This is a genomic window from Ornithinibacillus xuwenensis, from assembly GCF_039614845.1.
In the GTDB taxonomy this organism is placed as follows: Bacteria; Bacillota; Bacilli; order Bacillales; family Amphibacillaceae; genus Ornithinibacillus; species Ornithinibacillus xuwenensis.
The window spans coordinates 318,011-344,854 of record NZ_JBDIML010000003.1; the positions used below are offsets into that span (position 1 = coordinate 318,011).

Here is a 26,844-nt window from a genome sequence, read left to right on the forward strand (position 1 = left end):
TTAACCCCCTTGTCCATCATTTCTATCACAATTATATGTTCTAGGGAGCAAAATAATTACAAGTATCCAGTTTAATCCTCGAAGGTTGGTTTATAAAAGGAACGGTTATCCATTGCAAATAATCGCTCCGTAAATTCTCCAGGCTTTACTTTATCCAATGCACGATTCAGCATATTCATCTTAGCATCAATTAAATCGATAAAATGGAGTAATTCTGCTTCTCGAACTAATGGAGGTGTTGGACTCCCCCACTCGGCCTTCCCGTGATGGGATAGAACCATATGCTGTAGGATTAAAACCTCTTCTCCTTCGATCTGTAAATCCTTGGCAGTATTTCCTATTTCCTCAACCATAATTGGAATATGTCCAAGTAATTTTCCTTGTAGCGTATAAGAAGTTGAAACCACACCAGATAACTCTTTAAGCTTACCAATATCATGAAGTATAATTCCTGCATATAATAGGTCTTTATTAACTTCTGGATATAACTCGCAAAGCTCCCGAGCAATCTTCAACATACTCACAATATGATGTGCAAGTCCAGATACATATTCATGGTGATTCTTTGCCGCCGCCGGATACAAGAGTAATGGCTCCTGGTATTTCTTGATAATTGCTCGTACGATGCGCTGCATTGCTGGATTTTTCATTTCAAAAATAGCTTCTGTTAGCTTTTCCATCAATTCTTCTCGTTCTACAGGTGCTTTTTCGATGAAATCCGCTACTTGTACCCCATCCGTTGGCTGGGCTAAACGGATGGTATTAATTCTCATCTGTGCTTTTCCACGAAATTGATTAATTTCACCGTTAATATTAATGATCTGCTCCTGAACGAAAACTGATTCATCTTCATGGTTAATATCCCATAGCTTTGCTTCAATTTCTCCAGTTGCATCTCTGAGTACTAATGTTAAAAACGGCTTTCCGTTTGTAGTAGTTCCTTTAGTCGATTCTTTAATCAGTACAAATCCTTCGAAAGAATCTCCAATTTGATGATTCCCGATTCCCCTCTTCATAAGGCAATCCTCCCCCAATTAATAAAAATGAGATTGACGATTGGCAAGCAATCTATTTTAGAGTGCTTATCGAATTGTCAATCCCAGAAGTGTTCTAATCGTTATTCATTTTTTGGTATATATTCAAAAATCTTGCCCGATTCGATGACGTGAATAAACTTCATTAGCCACTCATAATAATTTTTCGCATAATGTAATCGTTCCATATCATTGCTTATCTTCATCTTTAATTCTTCATCCACTGTTAGCTCCAAAAGCTTTTGTAACTCATCAATGGCTTCTGCAGCCTCTTCTATATTGGACTCAGTATGCTTTCTCCAGCGATTACCAAACAGTGATGTGAAAGACTTGTACCAGTCTTCTTCTGATTGATAGAGGTCTTTTCGAATCCCTTTTTTAAAGGTTGATTCGACCATCTTCATATCCGAAAGTGCACGTACACCTGTTGACATACTTGTTTTACTCATTTCCAATGCATCTCGCATATCATCAAGTGTCATTGGTTCATCAGAAAAATAGAGTACGCCATATAGTCTTCCGATAGAAGATGTAATACCATATAGGTTCATATTTTTTGCAATGATTTGGATAAACTTATCAATCGTTTCTTCATATTTATCCCATTCTTTATTTTGCTTATCTTCAGGCAATGGATGTCCCTCCATTTAACAAGATGCACGTTTACCTTCGTAATTACGAATACTAATATTAAATAATAAATCTCCAGTAGTACACATCATGTATTCAAATAATTTTTAGTTAGACTGTATAGCTAGTTTGCAATCAGTTTACCACTTATTTTCCAATATTGGAACCGCATTTGTCAACTTGAGTGGTTTACTGCTGTTAAATTCGGGCAATCCCTCATGATTACAGGTAAATAAGAGTACCTGATGATTACTTGCTATTTCCCCTAATAAGCGAATAACCCGCTTCGTTCGAATAGGATCGAAATGCACAAATGCATCATCAATAATAAATGGCAGTTCCATGCTTTCACTCATTACCTCACATACTGCTAAACGTAAGGAAACATATAACTGATTCATGGTACCTTGTGATAATTCATTAACATGGAACCGGATATGATCAAATCGTTCAACCGCAAATGGTTTGTCCTTTGAAGGTGCATATACATTTATATATACGTTTTCTGTCAATATCGAAAAAAACTGTGATGTCTTTTCCAATACTTTTGATAAATATTTATCACGATACGAATCCTTTGTTTCAGTCAAAAGTTCCTTTGCTGTCTTATAAATAGCCCATTTCCGTCCAAGCTCACTTAGCTTTTCTTTTTCGGCCTCAAATTGATGGACCAATTTAGAGTAGGTATCAGAGGATTCTAACTGCTGAATCTCAGCCTTTAAATTGGCAAGCTGCTGTCGTTTTTCATCGATGTCTCTGTCTAGTTGTTGAATCGTATGGAATACTTCATTATTCTGTAGCTCCATCGAATTATGTTGGGGCTTGTTTAGAACTAGCTCCTTCCACTCTTCTGGTGAAAAAAAGGATGAGAACTGTGTCTTGATTTTTTCGCAATTAACTTGAAGCTTCTCTTTTTCAAAGAATGTTTTTGCTTTTCTATAAAATTCTTCTTCCGTTTTTACGTTTGCTATATCAAACAGTGCTGTCATTTCACGCTCATAGGTATCATATGTTACCGTTAATTCTTCCACTCTTTGCAAATTATCTTCTAACAATTTCGTTATGTGATGTAGCTGTGTTTGTTTTTCTTGAAGACTATTACGTTTAGATGCTAGTAACTCTAGTTGGCTGGTAGTTGATTTCGATGCTTGTCCCACATCATTCTTTTCAAAGAAATCACGCACTATATTCTTATAATCATCTAGCTTGTGATTCAACTGTTCGGCTTCCATTCTAAGCTGCTTTTTCTCGTGACTTTTTCGGATAAGTTGCTTTATCGCATGATACAACTCTGGCCAATATCGTACATCGAGCACCTGTAAAAAAGGATAAAGCTTCTTTTGTTTGTCAATTTGCTCCAAGAGCTCCACTTGTCGTTGACCTACTAAAATGTTTTGTTCCTGAACTTGATTAAGCTGAATATCTGCTTCCTTCAGCTGCTCATATAGTAATGTCATTTCATTCGTATACTCTTGATCTAGATGGATTTGCATTTCAGCATGCTTCTTCTCCTCCTCGGAAACAATAGAAGAAGGTGCATCACTAGGAAATTGGATGACCATATTTTGCATGTCAGTAATAGATTTTTTCCCCCAGAACCACTGTGCTAAACCAACAGCAAGACTAACCACCATATAATTCGTGTATAAGAAATCTTTGAATACAACTGCTAATATGACAAATATTATCGCAACAAGAATGGATAATCCTAAAATGAGCTTTATTCTAGAATTTGTCTTTTGTTTTGTTTTTCGCCAATTTTCCTTGTTTCTACTCGCTTCTTGTTGAAGCCTTTCACGTAATAAGCCTTCTTTATGCCTGTTTAATAACGCTTCTAGCTCTTTTCTGTTTTCAACAGGGAGAATATTGTCTTTAATCTCACTTAGTTGCTCCTCTAGGAATTTCTGCTTACTATTCGCAAGTTGCATTTGTTCCGCATTTAATTGCTTTTCACGCTCTATTTCTTCCATATTGACTTTTAAATCATTCCATTGCTTTTCTACATGAAATGGCAAATTCATAACTTCTAACTCTTCCATAGTGAGCGCAATATCTAAGCTTAGAATCTGATTGTTTATCTCCATATCTAGCCTATTAATTTCGTTTTGTATCCGTTGAAGGTCTTTCTCATGCTCCAAATTACTAGAAAGTAACGAAGTAACTTTCTTTGCATCCTCTAATGGAAAAGCATCTATGCTTTCTTCTAATGCTTCCTTCTCTTTCGTAAATTTTTCTTGATTATGCTGAAGTACTGTGAGCTCACTTTTTATAGGAAGTAGCTTATCTTTCACGTATTCAAGTCTTTCAATCCCTTCTTCAGGAATCGTTATCTGCTGAGGATATTCAGCTAATTGCTGTTGATATACAATATATTCCTCAATTTGTGGTAAAGCTTGAATTACCTTTTCAAAGTATAGTTGCTTCTGTTTCTCATCCTGAAGGGCTTCCTGTAGCATTTTTATTTCGACATGAAGCTCCATTATTGCATTTTTCTTTTCCTGATAGGTAGCTTCCTCTTGCTTTATGGTTGTCAATTCATGTTGCAGCTGTTTCAATCTCTCTAATTGTTGATTAATTTCTGGGTTTTTTCCATATGGCTTAAAATAGTCTGCCAGCCTTTGCTCAAGTCGCTTTTCAATCGTATATATATGCGTCGAACCGGTGAGCCCTACTCCAAGTAATATGTCACTGATATCTTCTTCCTTCATGAATTGTATTGCACTTAAATCCACTGCAGAAAAGGAAAAAATAGAACGAAAGGTTTTTGCATTCATACCATGTAGTTTCTCTTGGAGCCAGGTTTCATCATACTCTCCTCCATCTGAAGTAAAACACTTTGCTGTCCCATTACGAACATCATGTAATCGTTCAATTGTATATTCTCCTATTTCTGAGTCCACGATTGTTAAAAGACCACCCATCTTACTGCTAGTCTTGGGCTGATAGTGTTTTCGTTGTTTTGGAGGAAGACCGAATAGCATGAATATGAGGAAACGTTGAAGCGTTGTTTTTCCTGATTCGTTTTCACCATAAATGGTAATAAAAGACTGCTCGGAAAAATCGATTGTATAATCCACCCATTTTCCAAAACCATAAATTATTGCACTTCTGAGTTTCATGCGTTCACCTCACTCTTTCATCAGCTCATGAGTTAGTAATTGAAAGGCCTCTTCCTTTATCTTTTCCTCCTCTACATTCGCAAGAGCTTCTATATATTTTCTAGCTTCTTTATGTCGAAATAACTCACTTACAATCTGATTAACCGAGATTTTTTCCATTTGACTGCTTAATTCGCCTAGGAAGTGATCACCTTTTAAAGGACTATTATGTAGTGGATAGCCATCTTGAATTGTATAACGAAAAATATGAAGCCAATTCTTTTGATTTTCAAATGTATCGTTGATGATATCAATGATTTCATTTATTAAATCCTCGTTTTTCCATTCGATTAGATTACTTTGATTACTATGTAATGTAAGATCCACTAATTGAGGTACAGGTGCTTCAAGTGCTGCTAAGTTATCCTTTATTACCTGCTCTATATCATGAATGGCTTTGCAAGCTGATAAATCGATTGTTATCGAATTATACTGAATTACCTGTAATGGTATAAAGCTTGCTTCGGCTTCACTTTCGGACATCTCTACATAATAGCAGCCTTTTTCACCTGTTTCTTTTCTATTTCTACCTTGTATATTACCAGGATAGATAACGAAAGGGTTCTTTTTCAGAATCTCTCTTTTATGAATATGGCCTAAAGCCCAGTAGTGAAAAGGCTTATCTATTAACTCTCCTAGTTGAAAGGGTGCATACGTATCGTGCTCTGTATTACTTTCAATACTTCCATGAAGCATAGCGATGTGAAAGGGAATCTCTGAATCAATTATTTGATATTCTTGAACTCTATTTCTGGTAACTGCGCGATTTTCATAGCTAAATCCATATATGGCTGCTAATGTTTGGTGGTCTTTTTGATATAAAAATGACGATAACTGTTCACCTGAAAATATATGAACGTTGTCTGGATAGGTTATCGGGTAGATATTCCCCTTTATATAATCATGATTGCCATAGGATAGATATACCTCTATATGATGGCGTTGTAGCTCTTGAAATGCATTTCTCAGCTTAATTTGTGCTTTTAAGCTTTGCTTTTCGTTATCAAATAAATCACCTACAAGCAATACGAAATCTACATTTCTTTCAATTGCTGCTTTGACTAAATTATCAAGCGCAGCAAATGTACTTTGACGTACTTCTTGAAAAATCGTTTCACTTACATTGGAAAGCCCTTTAAAGGGACTATCTAAATGCAAATCTGCTGCATGAATAAAGGAAATCTTCTGTTCCACCACCATACCTCCTAACTTTATTATTCTATTTTACCAAAAACAATACACGAATGCACGTTCGTAATAGATTTTCCATTTTCTTCGTTCGGTATACAATACTAATTACTCCACACATAGAAAGACCGCTTCCCATAAGCGGTCTTTCATTTCATATTTTCTAATCCATTCTATTCTTTCTTTGATAGTACAATTGCCTTCTTTATGTCCTTTAATGAGCTTGATTTTCCATAGAGTAATACGCCACCCTTATAGACTCTAGCACCTATGAAAGCAAATAATAAAATAGTGGCAGCTAAAATGCCTACCGATAAAAGAACTTCCCACATTGCTACATCTAGAATTCCTACTCGAATAAACATTAGCATCGGTGCAAAAAACGGAATATAAGAGGTTACCGTAACAACCGTTGACTCTGGAACATTAATTCCGAACATAGCTAGCATAAAAGCAATTACGATCAGTAACATCATTGGTGTTATCATTTGATTTACTTCCTCAACTCTACTTACAAGGGATCCTAACATTGCTGCCAACGTCGCATAAAGTAAATAGCCTAAAATAAAGAATAGTACACCATAAAGAAGGATGGAGATCGACGCTCCATGAAAGCCAAACGATTCTAACAATCCACCTGCACCATCTTGCTTCGTTTGAAGCATACCAAATGCCACTCCTACAAATATAGCGATTTGTGTTAATCCTAGTAAGGCAATGCCAACAATCTTTGCAAACATATGTGTTACAGGCGAAGCGCTGGACACTAATATTTCCATCACACGGGATGATTTTTCGGATGCAACATCAGTCGCGATAAGGGTTCCATACATCAAAACTGCCATGTAAAGTAAAATTAGCATCGCATAAACAATCCCACGAGCTTGATTTAACTCTTCCTCAGATTTACCATTAAGATCCAATGAAACCGAATGAAAGGTAATCGGCTCATATATTTCTCCAATTGTTTCTTGGTCAAGTCCTGCTTTTTTTGTGGCAATCGAAATCTTTAATTGTTGCAGCTGTTGCTGTAAATCGGTTTGTAACTCTGAGTCTGCGATATTATTTGCATAGTATGTCGCCTCTGGAAAGCCCTCTTCATTTAAAGAAAGTGTGACAAGTGCAGAGAAGTCTCCCTCTTTCACCGCTTCCTTCCCTTCTTCCACTGATTGGGTGTAAGAGGTAATTTCCCATCCGAGATTACTTGCTTCAACACTAGTGCTTAACGAATCTATAAGCTCCCCCGAATCATCAATAACAGCTACATTTCTATCATCCTCACCTGAAATGGTATCAACGATTGATTCAAAGTTTACCATTAGCGTAATAAATAACAGCGTTAATATTGTACTAATATAAAACATTTTCGTCTTTAACCTAGACATATAGGTATGCGATACAATAATCCAAAACTTATTCATAAGCCGCACCTACTTTCTCAATAAAGATATCATTTAGTGATGGCTCCTCTAATTCAAACTTTCGAATAAAGCCCCTTCCTTGTAAGGCATTGAAAATATCCTGTGAGACATTTTCATCGACAATTTGTAGCTGACAACCTTCAGATAAGGCTTTATACCGTATAACACCATCATAATTCTCAAGAAAATCTAATGACAAATCCCCATGAATCACCAGATTTTTCTTACCGAAGGACCGTTTTATTTCCCGTAAAGCTCCTTGGACAACAGGTGTACCCTTTTGCAATATACATACGTGCTCACATAGCTCTTCCACATGCTCCATCCGATGGGATGAAAATACGATAGAGGTTCCTTGATTTTTCAAGTCCGCGACAGCATCCTTCAACATCTCAACATTAATTGGATCCAACCCAGAAAATGGTTCATCTAGAATTAATAATTTTGGTCTATGGATGACACTGGAAATGAATTGGATTTTTTGTTGGTTTCCTTTTGATAATTCCTCTACTTTTTGGTCGATATATTCCGGAACACGAAAGCGTTCTAACCATTTTTCCAATTCTTGAACCGCATCATTTTTTCCCATTCCTCTTAATCGAGCCAAGTATACAATTTGATCTCTTACCTTTAGCTTGGGGTATAGGCCTCTTTCCTCAGGTAAATAGCCAATGACACTGCTTTTACCATAGTCGATTTCCTCCCCATTCCAAGTGATTTCACCTGAAGTGTGATCGAGCAAGCCCAATATCATTCGAAATGTAGTGGTTTTTCCAGCACCATTTCCACCTAAAAAACCAAACATTTCATTTTCAGGTATTTCAATAGAAAGATTATGGACTGCGGTGTTTTTTCCAAAACGTTTTGTTACATTATTTAATACTAAGGTCATCTATTACACTCCCTTTCTTTTAATCTCTACTACCATAAAAAGCAGCCGATATACCAAAAATAATACAATGCAGCATATATAATGCAGTTAATAAAAAAAAGCTAAATGAAATTCCATCAAACATGATTACAATTGGCCAAGCGATGAGCATTACGACCAGCATAATATCCCATGTTCGGCTTTTTGCTCGATTGTTCACCTGATAATACCGTTCATCATAGCGATGATTTTTCTTACCTACATAACGTTGCACGAAAAATATCGTGAGCATCAGCAAATAATTCCCAATTAATATGAGTACAACCCACGGCGTTTCTAAAAATTCTTCACTAAGCATTTTTATCCCCCTTATTGAAAGCACATAGACATTACGATGTCATACGATAATAGATAGCCACAATCCCCATTGACAAACAATGTATCGTATATAGAATCATTAAAAGAAAATAACTGAAGGATACACCATCGAAAATAATGACAACTGGCATCGCTACTAGCATAACTAGCAGCATAATATCCCAGGCTTTGCTTTTCACTCGATTAGTTTCATATTCATACCGTTCATCATAACGGTGTTCTCTTTGCCCAATCTTACGCTGAATCCTAAACGCAACCAATATCCAAGCAAAAGTTCCAAACAGAATAACGACTATCCAAGGATTATTTAGAAATTCTTCACTGAACATTCTCATCCCCCTCAAAAATAAATAACTCCTCTATTTGGCATTTAAAAATTTGTGCGAGTTTATGTGCTAACACAAGTGACGGCTTATACTTACCTTTTTCCAATGAGATAATGGTTTGCCGCGATACCTTTAAAGCCTGCGAGAGCTCCTCTTGTGTCATATTTCTGTCCATTCGTTTCTCACGAATTAACGTTTTCATGTTATCTCCTACTTTTTTTGTAAAGTTAACTTTACGTAAAGCTTACTATACACTATTAGTCATGTCAAGGTAACTTTACATAAGAAATAATAATGGATTCCGAGAAGGATTTTTTGATAAAAAAGCGAATATAACCTTATAGAAGTTACTTCAGGAGGAGATAAAGAAATGAAAACATATGTGCTAACGGTATTTGATAAATCAGGGGAAAAATTATTAGATGAATCTTTTGAAGCTGCAAATGATCTGGAAGCTAAAAAGCTTGGAGAAGAACGATTAGCTAACGAAGGTTACTTAGAGCATACCCACCGATGCGTTTCTCCAGACGCTAAATTAATTTTATTTCATCGCTAGTCAAAATAAATCATATAAAATAATACAATGAGTGGGTGTTAACCCACTCATTGTATTTGTAGATGATCAATAAACAAAATCATTGCCCTTTAAAAACTGGACTTCTCTTCTCTAAAAATGCATGAACTCCTTCTTGATGATCCGCAGTATTTCGTAGTTCCCATTGATTTTGTTGCTCCATTTCAAGATAGTAATTTAATGTACCCAGATGCTGTTTATGATAGGTTGCTTTCGTTTTTAACATGGCTACTAATGGAGATGCCAAGAGAATATTTCCTAGCTTATTTGCCTCCGTAAGTACTTCTTCTTCCGTGAGAACATCTACAAGTCCCATATTCTTTGCTTCCACACCTTTTACCTGCTTCGGATTCCCCCAAATAAACTGTTTTGCTTGTTGTGTGCCAAGACGTTGTTCTGCCCAAAAATGACCACCACCATCTGGTGCAAGCCCTACCCCATTAAACAGCATACCGAATTTTGCTTGGTGATGTGCTACAACATAGTCCGCTGTTAATGCAATACTTAGACCTAATCCCGCTGCTGAACCTTGTACGGCAGAGATTACAAGCTTGGGCATCATATATAGACCTCTAACAATGGATGCAATGGTCTGCATTACCGAATCAAAAAACACTTTGTTGGAAAAGTCCTTCATCATGGCGATATCGCCCCCAGCACAAAATGCATTGCCTTCACCAGCTAAAATGATTATTTTATCTTGATTATTTTCAACAGCTTTCACTACCTCTAGTAATTCCTCTAGAAACGCTTTGTTAAGTGCATTATATCGATCCGGACGGGCAAGTGTAATATAAGAAATATTGTCCTTGCTCTCATGCTTTACAAAATCCATTTTCTATTCCCCCTCAAAATGAAAACAATCTACAAACCTTATTCGATAATCAGCTGATAAATTCCTGCTACGAACCTTACAATTCTAATTAGCGAAACATTTTATTTAAACGCATCGTCTTACAGGTATAAAGTGTATCACCAAAGGAGGTGGTTATATGAAGAAGTATATGGGAAAGGGCATCTTGATTGTCAGTCTCTTCGGCTTATTATTCCTAGGAGCATGTGGTTTTACCGTTGAGGAACATGAGGATAGTGGTCTAGAATCAACGGATGAAAATACTTCTGGAACAATGCTTGCCGGTCAGGAAGCACCTGAAACTGTCGGAACAATCAAAAGCATCGATTCCTCAGATGAGATAATCATTACGGTTGAAGGCGAGGATATTACCTATCGTCTTTCTGAAGATGCGAAAAAGCAACTGGAATCAAATTCGTATGAATCTGGAACAGAGGTTACCTTTACAACCTACACCATTGGGGATGACAAAGAAACAATCGACCAATTCAAAGAATAATCTCATATAACAAAAAAAGCAGGGTGATAAAACTATCCCTGCTTTTAAAATACGCTCTTATTATCCTTGTTGTGATCCGTATAACTCTTCTAGTGGCTTTGTAATAATTTGGCTAATTTCATTAATTACTAAATTTAAACGTTGCTCTTGTTCCATTAATTTAGAAATGGCATCGTGCTGTTGGACTAGCTCTACAACCTTACGTGCTTTTTCTAATTCTTCTTCTGTAATATCTTGACCCTGCATTTGTTTTTGTTGAAGTTCCATTTGTGTGTCACGAAAATCTTCAAACATTTTTTTTGCAGATTCATCACTCATAACCGCTTCAAACGCAGCTTTTAGCCCATTAAACTCTTCACTCTCACGAATCGCCTTTTCTAATTCATAAGCACTATCATACATATTTGGCAAAACATATTCCTCCTTGGTTACGATTACACCCACTATAACAAACCCCTCGCTCAATGTATACTGAAATCATATTTACAAAATTATTTAAAATCTTTTTTATACATTGCTTCAATTGTTATAATAAAAAGAAGACTACAGAAAATGAGGTATTCCCATTGATTGAGCAATTAAAAAAAATCTTTCCAACACTTTGCTATCATCAGACACTTCCCTCAACTCTAGAAGATACATTCAAATGGTACATAACGGAAGAATCACATATCATCGGAATTCATCAAAGTGAATTAGAAGCAAAAGATATCGCCTTACTAAACGCATTATTACGACCACTTCATCATCTATTCCCGCAAATGACTTCTGAAGAGGAAAAATGGAAGGGATGGATTTTCCAAGAAGAAATAGTTCCACACATCGCGATTAATTATCGATTTGTGTATTTTTCTATACCAACTAAACAAATAGATCCACAAGCATTTAAGGAAGCATTAAATGAATTATTTGAAAGAGAAACAATAATATTGTGGAAAAACGAGGATGAAGGAGTAATCATTGAAATTCAACAAGATGGGATAGATGAAGAGCTTTCCTATAAAGAAATAATTGATATTTTCATGAGTGATATCTATGTAAATATCAAATTCTTTGTCGGCCCTTTTACTTCAGACATAAAGGGAGTTAAACAACATTATGAACACCTGATTACTGGTGCTAATATCGCATTTAAGTATTCTGATCATCATGTCATCTCCTATTTAGAAGCAATACCTTATATTCTCATGGAGCAAATAGATCCTACATTTAAAAAAGAAGTTCAAAAAGTCGTATTGCAGGATTTTCAACACGATACAGAGTTTATTAAAATGATTTACACATTCCTTGAAAGCAATTTAAATTTATCTGTAGCGGCAAAGAAATTATACATGCATCGTAACAGTCTTCAATATCGTATCGATAAATTCCACGAAAAAACTGGGATTGATGTACGAGAATTTCATCAGGCACTAACCGTTTATTTAGCTCTTATATCAACTGAATAACGTTTTTATTAGTAAACATGCACAAAGACAGAAAGATTCTTTGTGCATGTTTGCCATTTTAGCCTTATGAAATCTTTACTATAATAGACATATCAATTAAAACGCTTTCAATATTAGGGGGAGTATCCAATGGCTGAATTAAAATTAGAACATATTCAAAAGAAGTACGATAAAGAGGTTATAGCGGTAAATGACTTTAATTTGCATATCAAGGATAAGGAATTTATCGTATTTGTTGGTCCATCTGGTTGTGGTAAGTCTACTACACTGCGCATGATTGCAGGACTAGAAGAAATTACAGAAGGTAATTTATTGATTGATGATAAGAAAATGAACGATGTCGCTCCAAAAGACCGTGACATCGCGATGGTTTTCCAAAATTACGCGTTATACCCACATATGAATGTTTACGATAACATGGCATTTGGACTTAAGTTGCGTAAGTTCAAAAAAGATGAGATTGATAAGCGTGTTCAAAATGCAGCGAAAATTCTTGGTTTGGAAGCGTATTTGGATCGTAAACCAAAAGCATTATCTGGTGGTCAGCGTCAACGTGTTGCATTAGGGCGTGCAATTGTACGTGATGCAAAGGTGTTCTTAATGGATGAGCCGTTATCCAATTTAGATGCTAAGCTTCGTGTTCAAATGCGTGCTGAAATTCAAAAGCTTCACAAGCGTCTACAAACTACTACTATTTATGTAACACATGACCAAACAGAAGCAATGACAATGGCTACTCGTCTTGTGGTTATGAAAGACGGTGTTATCCAACAGGTTGGTGCACCAAAAGAAGTTTACGACAACCCGAATAATGTATTCGTTGGTGGATTTATTGGTTCACCTTCTATGAACTTCTTAACCGGTAAGTTAACAGAAACTGATTTTGTCATGAATGAAGTAAACATTAAAGTACCAGAAGGAAAAATGAAGCTATTAAAAGAAAAAGGTTATGTCAATAAAGAAGTGATTCTAGGAATTCGCCCTGAAGATATTCATGATGAATTAGTCTTCATCGAATCAAGTCCGGAAACAAAAATTTCTGCATCAATCGATGTAGCTGAATTAATGGGAGCTGAAACTTACTTATATTCAAAAGTAAGCAATCAGGATTTCATCGCAAGAGTAGACTCTCGTTCCGATATACAAGGTGGAGAAAAAATCGATTTAGCTTTGGATATGAATAAAGCTCACTTCTTTGATGCTGAAACAGAAGAAAGAATTAAATAACGGTTATAGTTTTCTTGGGGGACAAATTAATTTGTCCTCCTTTTTGCTTTGCTTTACTTTTTTTGTAAAAATTAGGGAATTATTTCTAGATATTAGGAAACAATACAATTAACAATAAATAAAGGGAAAGCCATTACGACTTTCCCTTTCAGGAAGGGGATTCCTCCCCCGAATCCATCATTATTGAATTTTACCATTTAGTTGTTGTTGAGCAGTTTGAACTAAACGCTTAGTGATTTCTCCACCAACAGAACCGTTAGCACGAGAAGTTGTATCAGCACCAAGATTTACGCCAAACTCAGAAGCGATCTCATATTTCATTTGGTCAAGAGCTTGTTGTACGCCAGGTACAAGTAATTGGTTTGAACTGTTGTTGCTAGCCATGTTTATCACCTCCTGTACTAAGTATTGTTAACAGATCTAGAAATCTTATTATAAATAAACACTGGTAATTTGTGGTTTGATGAAATGGCTAGCATGAAAAAAAAACGAATCCTGCACGAAAGGTGCAGGATTCGTTTTTCTTTGCTTGTTTACTTTGGATAAGTCATTTCTTTTGGATTTACATAACGATCAAATTCCTCTTCGGTTAATAAACCTAATGCTACTGCAGTTTCTTTCAATGTCGCATTATCAGCAAATGCTTTCTTGGCAATTTTAGCAGCATTTTCATAGCCGATATGAGGATTTAAAGCAGTCACAAGCATTAATGAATCATTTAGATTCTTTTCGATTTGATCATGGTTCGGTTCAATTCCTTGTGCACAGCGCTCGTCAAAGGATAGCATGCTATCCGCTAGTAACTGACAAGACTGCAGGAAGTTGTAAGCAATGACAGGTTTAAATACATTTAATTCAAAATTCCCTTGGCTAGCTGCAAACCCAATTGTTGCATCATTACCCATTACTTGTGCAGCTACCATGGTAACAGCCTCACTCTGTGTTGGATTAACCTTCCCTGGCATAATGGAGCTTCCAGGCTCGTTCGCTGGAATCGTGATTTCTCCAATACCACAACGAGGACCGCTAGCAAGCCAACGTACATCATTTGCGATTTTCATCAAGTCTGCTGCTAAACCTTTTAAGGCACCATGTGCAAAAACTGTTTCGTCATGACTTGTTAATGCATGGAACTTATTGGGAGCAGAAACAAATGATTTCCCAGTATAGTTACTTACTTCAGTACATACGCGCTCAGAAAATTCCGGATGAGCATTTAATCCAGTTCCAACTGCCGTCCCACCAATAGCAAGCTCTTTTAAATATTCTAAGCTATCGACAATCATGTTTTCTGATTTCTCTAACATACGGTGCCAACCACTAATTTCTTGCCCAAGCGTTAAAGGTGTTGCATCTTGTAAATGTGTGCGGCCGATTTTCACAATTTCGTGGAATGCATCCATTTTTGTTTTTAGAGTAGACTTCAATGTCTTTAATGCCGGTAACACAACATCCTCAAGCTTTAGTAATGCTGCAATATGCATTGCAGTTGGATAGGTATCGTTTGAGCTCTGTGATTTATTAACATCGTCATTTGGATGTAGTGTTAAATCACTTCCTTCTTTCTTTAACCACTCATTCCCTACGAATGCAATTACTTCGTTTACGTTCATATTAGATTGTGTACCACTTCCAGTTTGCCATACAACTAATGGAAAATGCTCGTCCAAATTGCCTTCTAGAATTCGTAATGCAGCATGTTCAATTGCATCTGCTTTTTTCGCATCTAGTAAACCTAAATCACGATTCGCTTTTGCTGCACTTTTCTTTAGAATTGCAAACGCTTTTATTATTTCATTTGGCATTGTTTCATTTCCAATTGGAAAGTTCTCCTTACTGCGTTGCGTTTGAGCACCCCAATGTTTATCAGCTGGTACTTTAATTTCACCTAGTGTATCATGTTCTATGCGATAATCCATATGTATTGCCTCCCCAATGTATTATTCTTCAAATTGAATCTTCCTCTATTGTACCAAATTTTTTAGAAATGAAAATCTATTTCACATTCTCAACCCTAAAAATAATATTTCTTGCTCCGCTTGATAATTCACAAAATTGTAATGCTTAATCCCATCGTTTACCTTTATACTAGTAATTAGACATCTAAAAGGATAAAAATATCGTAATTCTAATGATTGGAGGACTTTATATGCCTAATATATGGACACATATGCTTTTTTGCGAAGATGTAATTGACTCAATTGGTAATCCCCAGTCATTACCAAAGCATAGTTATATCATTAATTTAGGAGCACAAGGTCCAGATCCTTTCTTTTATTTCAATTTTTGGCCTTGGGTTAAAGATGAACCTGTTCATCAAATAGGGAATCTTTTACATACTGAAAAATGCGGAGAATTTCTACTCGATTTGATTCACTTGGCTAAACACAAGTCAGTTGAAATAAAATCCTATGTATTTGGATTTGTGACTCACCATATTTTAGACCGTAATGCACACCCTTATATCCATTATCGGGCGGGCTATGAAGGAAATAAACATCAAAAACTAGAGGTCATTATCGATACGTTAATGATGGAACGATATAAAAACCTGAAAACATGGAAAACACCTGTCTATAAGGAAATACACCTTCATAAAAAACAGAAACAGGATATATCGGAGGTACTTCATCAAGTCATATTAAAGCACTATCCCGAAGTGAAGAGAAGCTCTTCAGACTATATTCAAAAAGCTTTTAGTGATATGCATCTTGCACTGAAATTACTAGCAGATCCGCATGGCTGGAAAAATAAACTTTTAAAATCAATGGTATCCTCTTTCTCCCATCAGCCTATTACGGAGCATAAGGATTACTTAAATCTAGAACATACGACATGGTATCATCCTGCAACAAACGAGGCATCCAAAAAGAGCTTTATTGATTTGTATGAGCAAGCACGTATTGAAGGTATCGAGGTAATGAGAAAAGTACTGGATTATTGGAAGGATGATAGCTCTAATCGTTCTGATTTAGTCGACATTATTGGAGATATCTCTTACGATACCGGGTTACCACTACATTTAAACTTATCGAACAAGTATAGTGAACCAATTGTTTAAGTAATCTATATTGCTGGATAGTCGAAGAGGCATGAGTTCGCGACTCATGCCTCTTCATTCACTACCAGGGTCATAACTGCTTCAATAGTTGGAATCCAATTTGGTCAAGCGTTGCCTTTTTCGAAAAGCTAGGTGCATAATTGGATAACGCTACAATTCCTAAGTTTTTCTCTTTATGAAATCCCATAAAGCTCGAATAACCACCAGTTCCTCCATTATGCCAGATAACATTTTTTCCCTTGTCAATTATCCAATTCATACCAACGCTAATACCCTTTGGTTCGTCATAGTGAACCTTATGTGTTTGAGACAAATCCCAGTTCAACTGTTCCGTATCATCCATCTGAATCGCTAAAAAAGCAAGCTGGTCCGTAATTGTTGAACGAAGCGCCCCCGCTCCCTCAAGTGCGTTAAAATCCCAGTTGTCTACAGCCCTATTCTTGTGATCAAAGCCAGGTATGAGTTGTTTTTTCTGATTTGTTGACAAACGGATGGCAGTATTCGTTAAATTCATTGGTCTACATATTTCATTTTGAATGACGGTCTCATAATCCTCCTCATATACATTGGATAAGATATGCCCCAAAAGCCCTACACCTAAATTTGAGTAATTAAAATTCCTTCTTTCCAGATGAAATTTATACTTCATTAAAAAATTGAACATATCTTGATTTGAAAAATATACGTAAGGATTATTTCTTACCTTTTTAGAAAAAAGTACTTTTAACGTAAAACCAAGGGGTAGAGAAGGTAATCCTGAAGTATGTGTCGTTAAATGTCGAAGTGTAACAGGGTTCTCGTTCAAGTGTTTATTTTGGCTTAGGGAAGGTACATATTGTACTATGGAGTCATCTAGACAGACTCTTTTTTCATCGATTGCCTTGGCTAACAATGAAGATGTATATACTTTCGTAATCGAGCCTATTTCGTATATCCCGTCTTCAATATTCGTTTCTTCCAGTTCATTATGCTTACCCTTACGATAAATTTGTTTTTGGCCATCCTTGATTATTCCAATTGTTAGTATTAGATTTGTTTTATTATTCGTGTATGGAACAATTATTTCTTCTATTTCTCTTTCAACGGTTCCATTAACAGTTATCATTTATTATTCCTCCTCATCCACGCTTTCATTATAATGCCACTAGCAAGAAATTTAGTTGTTCGCTATTCTTTCTATTGGCGTTCCGTTTGATTCAAATAATATTCCATCGCCTGATTAAGCTATTCTCCCTAAGAAAAAGCGGAAAGTCACATCTTTTGAAGCGTTTGAATATAAAAATCTTCTACATTCATTAGATGTATACGACTATTCTCTTGAAAGGTTTCACCTTTCTACACTAAAAAACGCTAATCTATTTTCGATTAGCGTTTTTACCGACCATACAAATAAGCGGCCGACTTATGCCGTATGTTGTTTTGCTGCCTGTGCTCCTTTTTCAACATTAACAAAGCTCAATAATATAATACCCGCAACGAAGAAGAAGACCAAGGATAGAATTCCAAATCGACTGTTACCAGTAATTTGACCGACAAATCCAAATAAGAATGGTCCAAATACTGCAGAGAACTTGGAAGAAATACCGTAAAAACCAAAGAATTCACCTTTTTTATTTTCTGGTACCATACGTCCAAAAATAGATCTACTTAGAGCTTGTGCTCCCCCTTGGACAAATCCTACACAAATAGCTAGCAAGTAAAAATGAAGTGCAGAATTCATGAAATACCCAAGTATTACAATCCCTAAATAGAATACTAACGTCATAATTAATGCTTTCTTTGGTGCAATTTTTCCTGCTAACCAACCAAAGAAAAAGGTACATGGAATACCGACAAATTGTGTAATTAGCAATGCAACAATTAGACTATTTTGATCAATTCCGATATCGTCTCCATAGATAGTTGCCATACGAATAATCGTGGAGATTCCATCATTGTATAACCAAAAGGCAAATAAAAAAATCAATAAGTGCTTGAACTGCTTAATTTCTTTAAATGTACTTCCAATTCTAGAAAAACCAATGGATAAATATGCTTTATCCCGTTTAATAGGTGCCTTTTTCTCATCATGAATATTCTTTAAAAGTGGTATGGAGAAGATAAACCACCATAAACCTACCGTAAAAAATGACACCTTCATAGCAGAAGTAACATCCGGTAACCCAAACCATTCAAACTTTAAAATCATGAGAACATTAATTAGTAATAATATTCCGCCACCCACATAACCAAGTGCAAAACCTTTTGAAGAGACTTTATCCATATCTCTTTCATCTGCTACTTCTGGCAGGAAAGCATCATAGAAAATATTAGCTCCTGAGAAACCGATTGAACCGATGATAAATAAAAGTGCAACAAATATATAATCTCCCTCACCAGTAAAAGCTAATAAAATACTTGCAATCATTCCCATAAAAGCAAAGAAGCGCAGAAATTTCTTTTTGGACGAAGAAAAATCACTAATTGCTCCAAGTATTGGTGCTAAAATAGCGACTATTAAAACCGCTATCGAATTGGCATAACCCCAGTAGCTTGTTGCTAAGCCATCCTCTAAGCCGTTTGCAGCAACATTTGAATAAAATATAGGAAGAACAGCAGCTAACATTGTTGTTGCAAATGCCGAATTTCCAAAGTCATAGAGTGCCCAACTTAACTGAGTTTTTTTGTCTTTTATCAAAATACTTACACTCCTCTCATCAATAGCATAGCAAATAAATTGGACCACTGTGTTAAGAATTGGTAAATTTTATGCTTTCTCTACTGCAGCGGCCGCTTCATTTGTTTTTTCAATAGCTTGAACCAAGTTCCCCATACGATTCACTTGCTCGTCAACAATTGCTTCTAATTCTTCAATCGTTGCGGTTGTTTCTTCAATAATCGAGGCAAGATTATTGACGGAAAGTTCAATCGACTCTGATGACCCTTTAATCTCACTTGCTTGATCGTGTAAATACTGAAGATATTTTATAAAGCTGTGTAATTGCTCTGTTATCCTTTCAAAATTTTCTTTTGCTGTCTTCGTGTGTGCATTATTAGCCCTTATTTTGTCTTCGTTATTGCTTACTTCTGATTGCGTATTCTTTGCATCGAATTCAATCATGTCAAGATTTTCACGAATTTGCTTTGCCGTTAACTGTGACACCTCTGCCAGCTTACGTATTTCCGAGGCAACCACTGAAAATCCCTTGCCATATTCCCCTGCTCTGGCTGCTTCTATACTTGCATTTAATGCGAGTAGATTTGTTTGTTCTGCAATATCTTGTATCTTCTCCGCGTTTGAGTTGTTCTCATAGATTCTATTCACAAGACTTTCCATATTGTTTGTTAAATTAGCAAAAGATTGTTGGAATTTTTCAATTGTATTGGATAACGTATCCATCGATTCCTTCCCTTTCGTTGATAGCAGAATTAATTCTTCCCCATCCTGCACACTTCTTGAGAAGGATTCTATCATCTTTTCTAATGATTTATGGTTAATCGTTGTCGTCTCTGATATTTCTGAAGCAGTCTCTGCTTGTGACTGACTCGCCGTTGCAATTTCACGAAACCCTTCCAACATCTCCTTTGCTTGCTTTTGGTTTAAATTACTATCATTTTCAATGATATTCATTTGTTTTCTAACTACTTCAACACCCGCATGAACAAGTTCTGAACGTTGTTTGTCTTCTTCAGATTTTGCCTTCATTCCAGATAACGTTTGATGCATCGTTGTTAAAAAGCTTCTGGAGACCTTAATTTGTATAAACAGTATAAGAAAAATTAATACAAAAAACACGATTGTAATTGCTGCAGACCTTGTATCAAATCCTACTGTTTGTCCTTTTGAGATAATAAAAAAGATTAGTAAAGAAATTCCCAAAACACCCCCAGTAGTAAGCACAGCTCGAGACAACGCTATAGATGAAACCGCTAACAAAAAGAAGGTGAACAACATATTGGTTACATAGTCAGAGCTCAGCATAATAATGAATGATACTCCCGTTAGACTTACTATTGCTAGATATGGAACAAGCTGTGTAAAGATGCCTTTAAGATTGAAAACAGCTATTAATACAATTCCGACACCTCCACCTAGTGATATAGCCACCATATTTTCAATTGGTGCCCCTACGACTATCTCTGCTCCCAGTCCAAGTAAAAGTGAAAATAAAAGTATGTACAACAGTATACGATTTTGTCTTTTTAGAATGGTTAGATCTAATTTCATATTATCCCCCTAAATTCATTTTATCATTATCTGTACACCAAAATAGCCTTACCAAACGTAGGCAAGGCTATTTGAAAGATGCGTACGATTTTATTCCCAAATATAGTTTAAATATTCTTCGCGGACGCTTGCAAATTCTTCTCTATTCCCTTTTTCAATCGAATCATTTATTTTTTCTTCTAGCATTTTTTTATTCCACTTAAAGCACAACTCATCTAAAAGCAGTCGAGATGCTAAACGAATTTCAAAGGATATTTCTCTTTTAGCGTTTAGGACCTTTCCTTCATACGGACAAAAGCGATAAATTACCTTTTCCTTCTTCATGGGAATACGCCCCTTTGCTCCTTTATTCCATTATCCTAAATTTTATGAATAATTGCAATGGGATTTTCGAAAAAGTACAACTAGCACCTGGTCATTTTTATTGCGTTTAGGAAACATAATTATAGTGTTTCAATTGATATTCGTTCGTGCTTTTATGTTTCTCTAGACCCACCCATTATTGCTTTGTTATAGTGTAACAGTTAATGTGCTAATGATAAGCTTAGTGGTTACCTATTAATTTACATAAGAATTCTTTGTGATGTTGTAACCATTTTTTTGAATATGGGAATAATAAAGCGTACCTTTATTCATTGGAGGACCTATATTCATATACCACTTATCCAGGCTTAAAAGTAAGAGTACTAGTACCCCACGTCAGAATTAAAGTCATTAGCAGAATACCACGGAGGCTATTTCAATGAACCAAAATAATAATTTAAAAAGCGGAGAAAAGGGGGCTTGGATTAGTATCTTTGCCTATCTTTTCCTAGCTAGCTCAAAACTAATTATTGCCAGCTTTGGTAATTCCGAGGCTTTATGGGCGGATGGTCTAAATAATTCAACCGATGTAATTGCTTCGATTGCTATTTTAATTGGATTACGAATATCCCAGAAGCCACCTGATGACAATCATCGCTACGGGCATTATCGTGCAGAAACAATTGCTTCTCTACTAGCAGCATTTATTATGGTTGCAGTGGGAATACAAGTAATTTTTTCTACAATACAAAAGATACTTCAGCCTGAGGTTACCCAACCAAACTTATTAACGGCCTGGACCGCAATTGGTGCTGCAATCGTCATGTATGTCGTTTACCGTTACAATCTCAACTTATCTAAAAAAATTAATAGCCGTGCCATTTATGCAGCTGCCCAAGATAATCGTTCGGATGCACTTGTTAGTATAGGCGCATTTATCGGAATTCTCGGTGCACAATTTGGCATCTATTGGTTAGATCCACTAGCTGGATTGATTGTTGGCTTCATCATTTGTAAAACTGCATGGGAAATATTTAAAGACTCTACCCTAACATTGACCGATGCATTTGACGAAGGTAAGCTTAACTATATCAGCAATACAATTTCCGAAATACCTGAAGTGAAGAAAGTAGAAGATATTAAAGGTAGGGTACTCGGTAATCAACCTGTGTTGGACGTAACGATTAAGGTTAATCCTGAGTTAAATGTAAAACAAAGTCATGATATTACTGTTAATATTGAGCGATTATTAGCGGATAAGCACGGGATTTTACATACCCATATTCATATTGAACCTTTCCTATAAAGAGGAACTATTTTTGGGACTTATTTAAAGTTTCTATGGAATATTAGTGTCACCTAAGATAAAAAACTGGTTAGTAGAGATTGTCTCATACTTACCAGTTTTTTTTATTTTCACACTCTAAACTGTTGTTAATAGAAAAACGGACAAAATCGAACCAATGACCACAAAAATAACATTTAGCCCTACATAAGCAAGCATAATTGCTACTATGCCGCCAATCAGACCAATATAGGGTTTATCCGCATTTACTGAAAGAACACCTGGAAAAATAAGCGCTCCTAATGCTGCGTAAGGAATAGCGTTCAACCATCGATTCACCCATTCCTTAAACTGCAATTTATCAACGATGAAGGCAGGAATTATTCTTGGTAAGAGTGTTACAATAGACATTCCAATAATAATAATGAAGATCATACCTGCTCCTCCTTCAACAAAAAGACACCACTTAGTCCACCTAATACAGTTCCGGCAACGATTGCCCATCCGCTACTCATAAACTGGAGACAAATAACGTTTATTAGCATTGCAATAATAGCAATTAATCCTACTCGTAATTCCTTCTTAACAGTTGGCACTAATAAACCAATAAACATCGCATATAGTGCAATTCCCATGCTTTGGCTTAATGTTTCCGGAATTACTTCACCTAAAACACCACCTAGAAATGAACCAAAGACCCAAGCAAAATAAGCTGTTAACGTAAGCGAAGCATAAAACAGAAATCCTTTTTCTTCTTTTGCCTCCTCAGGATGTAAGGAAGAGACCGCAAATGTTTCATCCGTTAATCCTAACGAAATTGGCAGCTTCCACTTTAATGCAACTGGGCGCATACGATTCATAAAGGATAAGCTCATGACAAAATGACGAAAGTTTAAAACGAAAGTAGCGATAATAATTTCAACAGCTCCTGCTCCTAAGGCAATCATGTTCGCTCCCATAAACTGGCTTGCACCGGCGAACACCAAAACACTCATGAGCGTTAATTCTGTAATGGACAAACCTGCTTGCTTTGCGAGTACTCCATAAGTGATTGCGATTGGAATATAGCCCAGCATGATTGGAAAACCAACCCCAAATCCTCGTTTAATCACGGAACTAGCTGATGTTGTCCGTTCCTTTTCCTGTACAGTATCCATTTCCGTTTCTCCCCCACTAAAAGTTCTCATAATTATAACTGATTTTATTCGAAGTAAAAAGTGCAACAGCTTGAAAAATTAGACTGCATGTGAAAAAGTACTTTTGGTGGATGAGCCTTTTTACTTAACGCTTTAATAATGGTTACTTGTAATCATTATCATCTAACGAAAAAATAAAAAAACCTGCACCATTTAGATACAGGTTTCTAACTGATTAATCTTGTTCTGTTAGAATTAGCGGATCTCCATCCGTAATTACGATAGTATGTTCATACTGTGCAGAACGTCCACCATCTACTGTTCTAGCAGTCCAGTTATTACTATCAACTTTACTTGGCCAATCTCCTTCGTTTAGCATCGGCTCAATTGTAATGACCATTCCTGGTTTTAAGCGTAGACCTTTATTCGGCAACCCAAAATGCGGAATATGTGGATCTTCATGAATAGTTGGACCAATTCCATGCCCTGTGAAATCACGAACAACTGAGAAGCCTTCTGCTTCTGCGTACACTTGGATAGCATGACCAATATCCCCGATTCTATTTCCTGCCCTTGCTTGTTCAATCCCCTTGTAGAGAGAATTCTTCGTTACTTCCATCAAACGTAGACCTTTTTCATCTACATTACCAACCGCATATGTCCAAGCAGAGTCTGCTAAACCACCATTAAGATTAACAACCATATCAATTGTAACAATATCGCCATCCTTTAATTTTTCATCACGTGGAAATCCATGACAGATTTCATCATTTATGGATGCACAAGTAGCGTAAGGAAAACCATTATAACCCTTTTGCTCAGGGGTCGCACCATGTTTTTCTAAGAAATCATCGACAAATGCGTCAATTTCTAGTGTCGTAATTCCTGGTTTTATCATCTTTGCAATTTCTTTATGCACTTGAATAAGCAAGTCTGCTGCCTTTTGCATTTGTTCAATCTCTCGTTTACTCTTTCTGTTAATCATTTCACTACGTCCTTTCTATGAATCAGCTAAAGCAATCACTTATATTATTATATTTTACGTTTCATAAGTGTACCACATTTTACGTTCTGTTTCAGTATCAACTAGGACCTACGCATTCTTATCTCTAAACCTTTTCGTACATCCGCCCGGTCGTTATTAGGGTATACACATATATTGTAGGAGAGGAGGTGGAAGAATGAGTGAAGAAGTAGGTGGATATGGTAAAGGCTTTGCGCTTATTGTTGTATTGTTCATCTTATTGATTATAGTTGGAGCAAGTGCACTTGGTGGTAATTATGGGTACGGCAATAACTATGGGTACGGATATGGGGATAGTTGGTGGTCATAAGTCACCTTTATATAAACACATTTCATTAGAACATAATGGGTAAGATGCAAGTTTTTAGAATTCTGCGCTCAGTGTGCGCAGTTTAAAAGGTCTGCAATAGATGCAGACCTTTTTGCGTTAGAAATATTCATTTACTTGATAAATCTTTCCATTTTGGATACTTGATTCATCGTTTAGAATATCTATTAATATTCCACCTACAGTATCTGTATCCCGCAGCTGATTCGCTGCTTTATATCCTTTGAATTTATCAACTTCAACAAATGCTTCCTTGGTACTTGATCGTATATGTTGTTGCATGGATGTATCCATTATTCCAGGATTAAACGCGATAATCTTATGTCCTGTCTTCAATTCTTCTTGTTCTAGGGCTGCGGTTTTCGTATACATGTTTATACTCGCCTTCGAGCTACAGTAAGCACTCCAACCATATATAGGTCTTTCTGCAGCACCAGAAGTAATATTAACACCAATAAAATCCGTATTTTTTTCACTAGCATACTGTAGAAATTGATTCATTAATAGAATCGGAGCAATCGTATTTAATTGAAAGTGGTAGGCGAGAGCTTGATTATCAACTTTCAGAACTTGATTAATCGGCTCGATTACTGCTGCATTGTTAATTAAATATAATAGTGATTGCCCATCTTTATCTAAGTCAACCTTGATATGTTCTATCGTTGTTTCTATTTGAATTATATTACCGAGATCACAAGAATAATGCTGATAGTTCACATTATTTTTCTCAGCAATCTTTGCTAATCGTTTATTCTCGGTTCTGGAGATACCAAAGACATGAATACCAGATTCTAAAAAAATCTTCGCTATGGATTCTCCTAAGCCCTTAGATACCCCAGTAACTAGTGCAATTTTCATTAATAAAACCTCAATTCGCTAATTAATGGATACGATTGGTTCACTTTGTTCAATACGCTGCTTAATTTGCTGCATTTGACCTTGTAAGTCCTCACTTCTTGACTCAGGTGTTATCTTTTTATTAAGGGCAGAATATAAGGTAATATCCCTTACTTTCAAGAATAAGGAAAGTTGTTCTTCCCAATTCAAAGGAGGATTAATCTCCTGTCGATACCCTTCCATAAAAGCATCTAAAAATTGTCTAGCAAATTCTTGTTTTCCACTACGATCCGTTTTGTCATCTGAAAACAAGGAAAAACAAGTATAATAAAGTGGAATAGCAATGTCCGAAACATACCAAAAATAACAGGCGTCATCAAAATCAAAGATTTGAATCTCATCGTCATCATAGAAGAAGTTACCGTGATGCACGTCATTATGAATGAGACCAAAGCTTGTTTTTGGAAGCTCCTTCAATTGTTCCATGATTTCCTTTGTACGCTTAATAACCATTTTCTCTTGTGGAATGTATTTTTCAATTTCAAACAAGTCATCTTCATACCATTGCTTCCGGACAATTGTTTCTGGTTGAAAGTCTTCCGTTAGGCGATGTAACTTCCCAATTTCCTTCCCCCAGCTATAAAATAACTTACGATCAAACCTATCATCATTAGCTCTTACAGGACTACCATTCACTTTAGAAAACAAGCTTGCATAAAACACAGTTCCATTCTCAGCTATCTGCTTTTCCACTAACTTATTATGACGTGAAGGATAGATTACTGGAACATTTGCATCATGCGAATGCAAAAAGTTCACCCATTCAATTTCCCCTAATACTTCTTCTTCCAACCGATGGGAGCTATGTGTAACTCGTAAAATGAAAGCTTGATTGTCTTTCGTCACTTCGTAAACATAGTTTTCAAAGTCTCCTAATAATTTATACGTGCTATCTAATTGATATGCACGAAGAAAATGTTCTCGTATTTCTGGGTGAAATACGGATTCAACAGACTTCTCCATGATAATTCCCCCAATCAACTCACTAGGTCTCAC

General features: G+C 36.1%; 28 protein-coding genes and 1 pseudogene. 7 read left to right on the plus strand and 22 right to left on the minus strand.

Translation table 11 applies throughout. The annotated features are described in order from the left end of the window. Positions 1-71: 71 nt before the first annotated feature. The 9 genes from yhaM to ABC228_RS11075 form a co-directional block, all read right to left on the minus strand. Complete coding sequence (gene yhaM, locus ABC228_RS11035; RefSeq protein WP_345825191.1) at positions 72-1,016, minus strand: 3'-5' exoribonuclease YhaM; 945 nt, start codon at positions 1,014-1,016, stop codon at positions 72-74. Between the two features lie 101 nt (positions 1,017-1,117). Continuing rightward, positions 1,118-1,666: a GbsR/MarR family transcriptional regulator gene (locus tag ABC228_RS11040; RefSeq protein ID WP_345825192.1), complete on the minus strand. Its 549-nt coding sequence runs from the start codon at positions 1,664-1,666 to the stop codon at positions 1,118-1,120. A gap of 138 nt (positions 1,667-1,804) precedes the next feature. Beyond that, positions 1,805-4,783, minus strand: coding sequence for an ATP-binding protein (locus tag ABC228_RS11045; protein WP_345825193.1), 2,979 nt, complete (start codon positions 4,781-4,783; stop codon positions 1,805-1,807). Positions 4,784-4,792: 9 nt separating this feature from the next. Next, positions 4,793-6,016: a metallophosphoesterase family protein gene (locus ABC228_RS11050; protein ID WP_345825194.1), complete on the minus strand. Its 1,224-nt coding sequence runs from the start codon at positions 6,014-6,016 to the stop codon at positions 4,793-4,795. Between the two features lie 167 nt (positions 6,017-6,183). Further along, positions 6,184-7,431: an ABC transporter permease gene (locus ABC228_RS11055; protein ID WP_345825195.1), complete on the minus strand. Its 1,248-nt coding sequence runs from the start codon at positions 7,429-7,431 to the stop codon at positions 6,184-6,186. Then, positions 7,424-8,323: an ABC transporter ATP-binding protein gene (locus ABC228_RS11060; RefSeq protein WP_345825196.1), complete on the minus strand. Its 900-nt coding sequence runs from the start codon at positions 8,321-8,323 to the stop codon at positions 7,424-7,426. The genes ABC228_RS11055 and ABC228_RS11060 overlap by 8 nt, the downstream gene beginning before the upstream one ends. 19 nt (positions 8,324-8,342) lie before the next feature. Next, the gene (locus ABC228_RS11065; protein ID WP_345825197.1) at positions 8,343-8,660 is read right to left on the minus strand and encodes a DUF2178 domain-containing protein; all 318 of its coding nucleotides are present in this window, start codon (positions 8,658-8,660) and stop codon (positions 8,343-8,345) included. A 31-nt stretch (positions 8,661-8,691) separates the two neighbouring features. Further along, positions 8,692-9,009: a DUF3796 domain-containing protein gene (locus ABC228_RS11070; RefSeq protein WP_345825198.1), complete on the minus strand. Its 318-nt coding sequence runs from the start codon at positions 9,007-9,009 to the stop codon at positions 8,692-8,694. Further along, positions 8,999-9,208, minus strand: coding sequence for a helix-turn-helix transcriptional regulator (locus ABC228_RS11075; RefSeq protein WP_345825199.1), 210 nt, complete (start codon positions 9,206-9,208; stop codon positions 8,999-9,001). The genes ABC228_RS11070 and ABC228_RS11075 overlap by 11 nt, the downstream gene beginning before the upstream one ends. Before the next feature lie 168 nt (positions 9,209-9,376). On the opposite strand from ABC228_RS11075, the gene ABC228_RS11080 reads away from it, so the two are divergent. Beyond that, positions 9,377-9,562, plus strand: a complete 186-nt coding sequence (locus ABC228_RS11080; RefSeq protein WP_345825200.1) for a YhzD family protein — start codon at positions 9,377-9,379, stop codon at positions 9,560-9,562. Between the two features lie 79 nt (positions 9,563-9,641). Here ABC228_RS11080 and ABC228_RS11085 read toward each other — a convergent pair whose 3' ends face one another. After that, on the minus strand, positions 9,642-10,415 hold the full coding sequence (locus ABC228_RS11085; protein ID WP_345825201.1) for an enoyl-CoA hydratase-related protein: 774 nt from the start codon (positions 10,413-10,415) through the stop codon (positions 9,642-9,644). Positions 10,416-10,572: 157 nt separating this feature from the next. Between ABC228_RS11085 and ABC228_RS11090 the strand changes: the two genes are divergently transcribed. Then, complete coding sequence (locus ABC228_RS11090; RefSeq protein WP_345825202.1) at positions 10,573-10,932, plus strand: hypothetical protein; 360 nt, start codon at positions 10,573-10,575, stop codon at positions 10,930-10,932. Positions 10,933-10,992: 60 nt separating this feature from the next. Here ABC228_RS11090 and ABC228_RS11095 read toward each other — a convergent pair whose 3' ends face one another. After that, positions 10,993-11,343, minus strand: coding sequence for a YlbF/YmcA family competence regulator (locus ABC228_RS11095; protein WP_345825203.1), 351 nt, complete (start codon positions 11,341-11,343; stop codon positions 10,993-10,995). A gap of 155 nt (positions 11,344-11,498) precedes the next feature. Here ABC228_RS11095 and ABC228_RS11100 point away from each other — a divergent pair, with 155 nt between their 5' ends. Together ABC228_RS11100 and ABC228_RS11105 are read left to right on the plus strand one after the other, a co-directional pair. Then, positions 11,499-12,380: a PucR family transcriptional regulator gene (locus tag ABC228_RS11100; protein WP_345825204.1), complete on the plus strand. Its 882-nt coding sequence runs from the start codon at positions 11,499-11,501 to the stop codon at positions 12,378-12,380. Between the two features lie 129 nt (positions 12,381-12,509). Then, a complete protein-coding gene (locus ABC228_RS11105; RefSeq protein WP_345825205.1) occupies positions 12,510-13,607 on the plus strand; it encodes an ABC transporter ATP-binding protein in 1,098 nt (365 codons plus the stop codon). 180 nt (positions 13,608-13,787) lie between these two features. On the opposite strand, the gene ABC228_RS11110 is transcribed toward ABC228_RS11105, so the two are convergent. After that, positions 13,788-13,991 (minus strand): alpha/beta-type small acid-soluble spore protein, encoded by a 204-nt coding sequence (locus ABC228_RS11110; RefSeq protein WP_345825206.1) that lies wholly within the window; start codon positions 13,989-13,991, stop codon positions 13,788-13,790. A gap of 149 nt (positions 13,992-14,140) precedes the next feature. Then, positions 14,141-15,526 carry a class II fumarate hydratase gene (gene fumC / locus ABC228_RS11115; RefSeq protein ID WP_345825207.1) on the minus strand — a complete coding sequence of 462 codons (1,386 nt, stop codon included), beginning with the start codon at positions 15,524-15,526 and terminating at the stop codon, positions 14,141-14,143. Positions 15,527-15,756: 230 nt separating this feature from the next. Between fumC and ABC228_RS11120 the strand changes: the two genes are divergently transcribed. After that, a complete protein-coding gene (locus tag ABC228_RS11120) occupies positions 15,757-16,668 on the plus strand; it encodes a zinc dependent phospholipase C family protein (protein ID WP_345825208.1) in 912 nt (303 codons plus the stop codon). Between the two features lie 70 nt (positions 16,669-16,738). Here ABC228_RS11120 and ABC228_RS11125 read toward each other — a convergent pair whose 3' ends face one another. The 4 genes from ABC228_RS11125 to ABC228_RS11140 all read right to left on the minus strand — a co-directional run bounded on the left by ABC228_RS11125 (position 16,739) and on the right by ABC228_RS11140 (position 21,199). Continuing rightward, on the minus strand, positions 16,739-17,773 hold the full coding sequence (locus tag ABC228_RS11125; protein ID WP_345825209.1) for a serine hydrolase domain-containing protein: 1,035 nt from the start codon (positions 17,771-17,773) through the stop codon (positions 16,739-16,741). A gap of 297 nt (positions 17,774-18,070) precedes the next feature. Next, positions 18,071-19,345, minus strand: a complete 1,275-nt coding sequence (locus ABC228_RS11130; RefSeq protein WP_345825210.1) for an MFS transporter — start codon at positions 19,343-19,345, stop codon at positions 18,071-18,073. 69 nt (positions 19,346-19,414) lie between these two features. Beyond that, positions 19,415-20,875, minus strand: a complete 1,461-nt coding sequence (locus tag ABC228_RS11135; protein WP_345825211.1) for a methyl-accepting chemotaxis protein — start codon at positions 20,873-20,875, stop codon at positions 19,415-19,417. Positions 20,876-20,965: 90 nt separating this feature from the next. Beyond that, positions 20,966-21,199: an IDEAL domain-containing protein gene (locus ABC228_RS11140; protein WP_345825212.1), complete on the minus strand. Its 234-nt coding sequence runs from the start codon at positions 21,197-21,199 to the stop codon at positions 20,966-20,968. 418 nt (positions 21,200-21,617) lie between these two features. Between ABC228_RS11140 and ABC228_RS11145 the strand changes: the two genes are divergently transcribed. Beyond that, entirely contained in the window at positions 21,618-22,484 is an 867-nt protein-coding gene (locus ABC228_RS11145; RefSeq protein WP_345825213.1) for a cation diffusion facilitator family transporter, read from the plus strand. Between the two features lie 117 nt (positions 22,485-22,601). Here ABC228_RS11145 and ABC228_RS11150 read toward each other — a convergent pair whose 3' ends face one another. The 3 genes from ABC228_RS11150 to map form a co-directional block, all read right to left on the minus strand. Continuing rightward, positions 22,602-22,898 carry an AzlD domain-containing protein gene (locus tag ABC228_RS11150; protein ID WP_345825214.1) on the minus strand — a complete coding sequence of 99 codons (297 nt, stop codon included), beginning with the start codon at positions 22,896-22,898 and terminating at the stop codon, positions 22,602-22,604. Beyond that, positions 22,895-23,620 (minus strand): AzlC family ABC transporter permease, encoded by a 726-nt coding sequence (locus tag ABC228_RS11155; RefSeq protein ID WP_345825215.1) that lies wholly within the window; start codon positions 23,618-23,620, stop codon positions 22,895-22,897. The genes ABC228_RS11150 and ABC228_RS11155 overlap by 4 nt, the downstream gene beginning before the upstream one ends. A 214-nt stretch (positions 23,621-23,834) precedes the next feature. Continuing rightward, on the minus strand, positions 23,835-24,584 hold the full coding sequence (gene map / locus ABC228_RS11160; protein ID WP_345825216.1) for a type I methionyl aminopeptidase: 750 nt from the start codon (positions 24,582-24,584) through the stop codon (positions 23,835-23,837). A gap of 196 nt (positions 24,585-24,780) precedes the next feature. Here map and ABC228_RS19110 point away from each other — a divergent pair. Next, a pseudogene (locus ABC228_RS19110) lies at positions 24,781-24,864 on the plus strand (YjcZ family sporulation protein); the annotation flags it as partial. Between the two features lie 186 nt (positions 24,865-25,050). Here ABC228_RS19110 and ABC228_RS11170 read toward each other — a convergent pair. Continuing rightward, positions 25,051-25,809: a (S)-benzoin forming benzil reductase gene (locus ABC228_RS11170; protein ID WP_345825218.1), complete on the minus strand. Its 759-nt coding sequence runs from the start codon at positions 25,807-25,809 to the stop codon at positions 25,051-25,053. Positions 25,810-25,827: 18 nt separating this feature from the next. After that, positions 25,828-26,811, minus strand: a complete 984-nt coding sequence (locus tag ABC228_RS11175; RefSeq protein WP_345825219.1) for a phosphotransferase enzyme family protein — start codon at positions 26,809-26,811, stop codon at positions 25,828-25,830. Positions 26,812-26,844 lie beyond the last annotated feature (33 nt).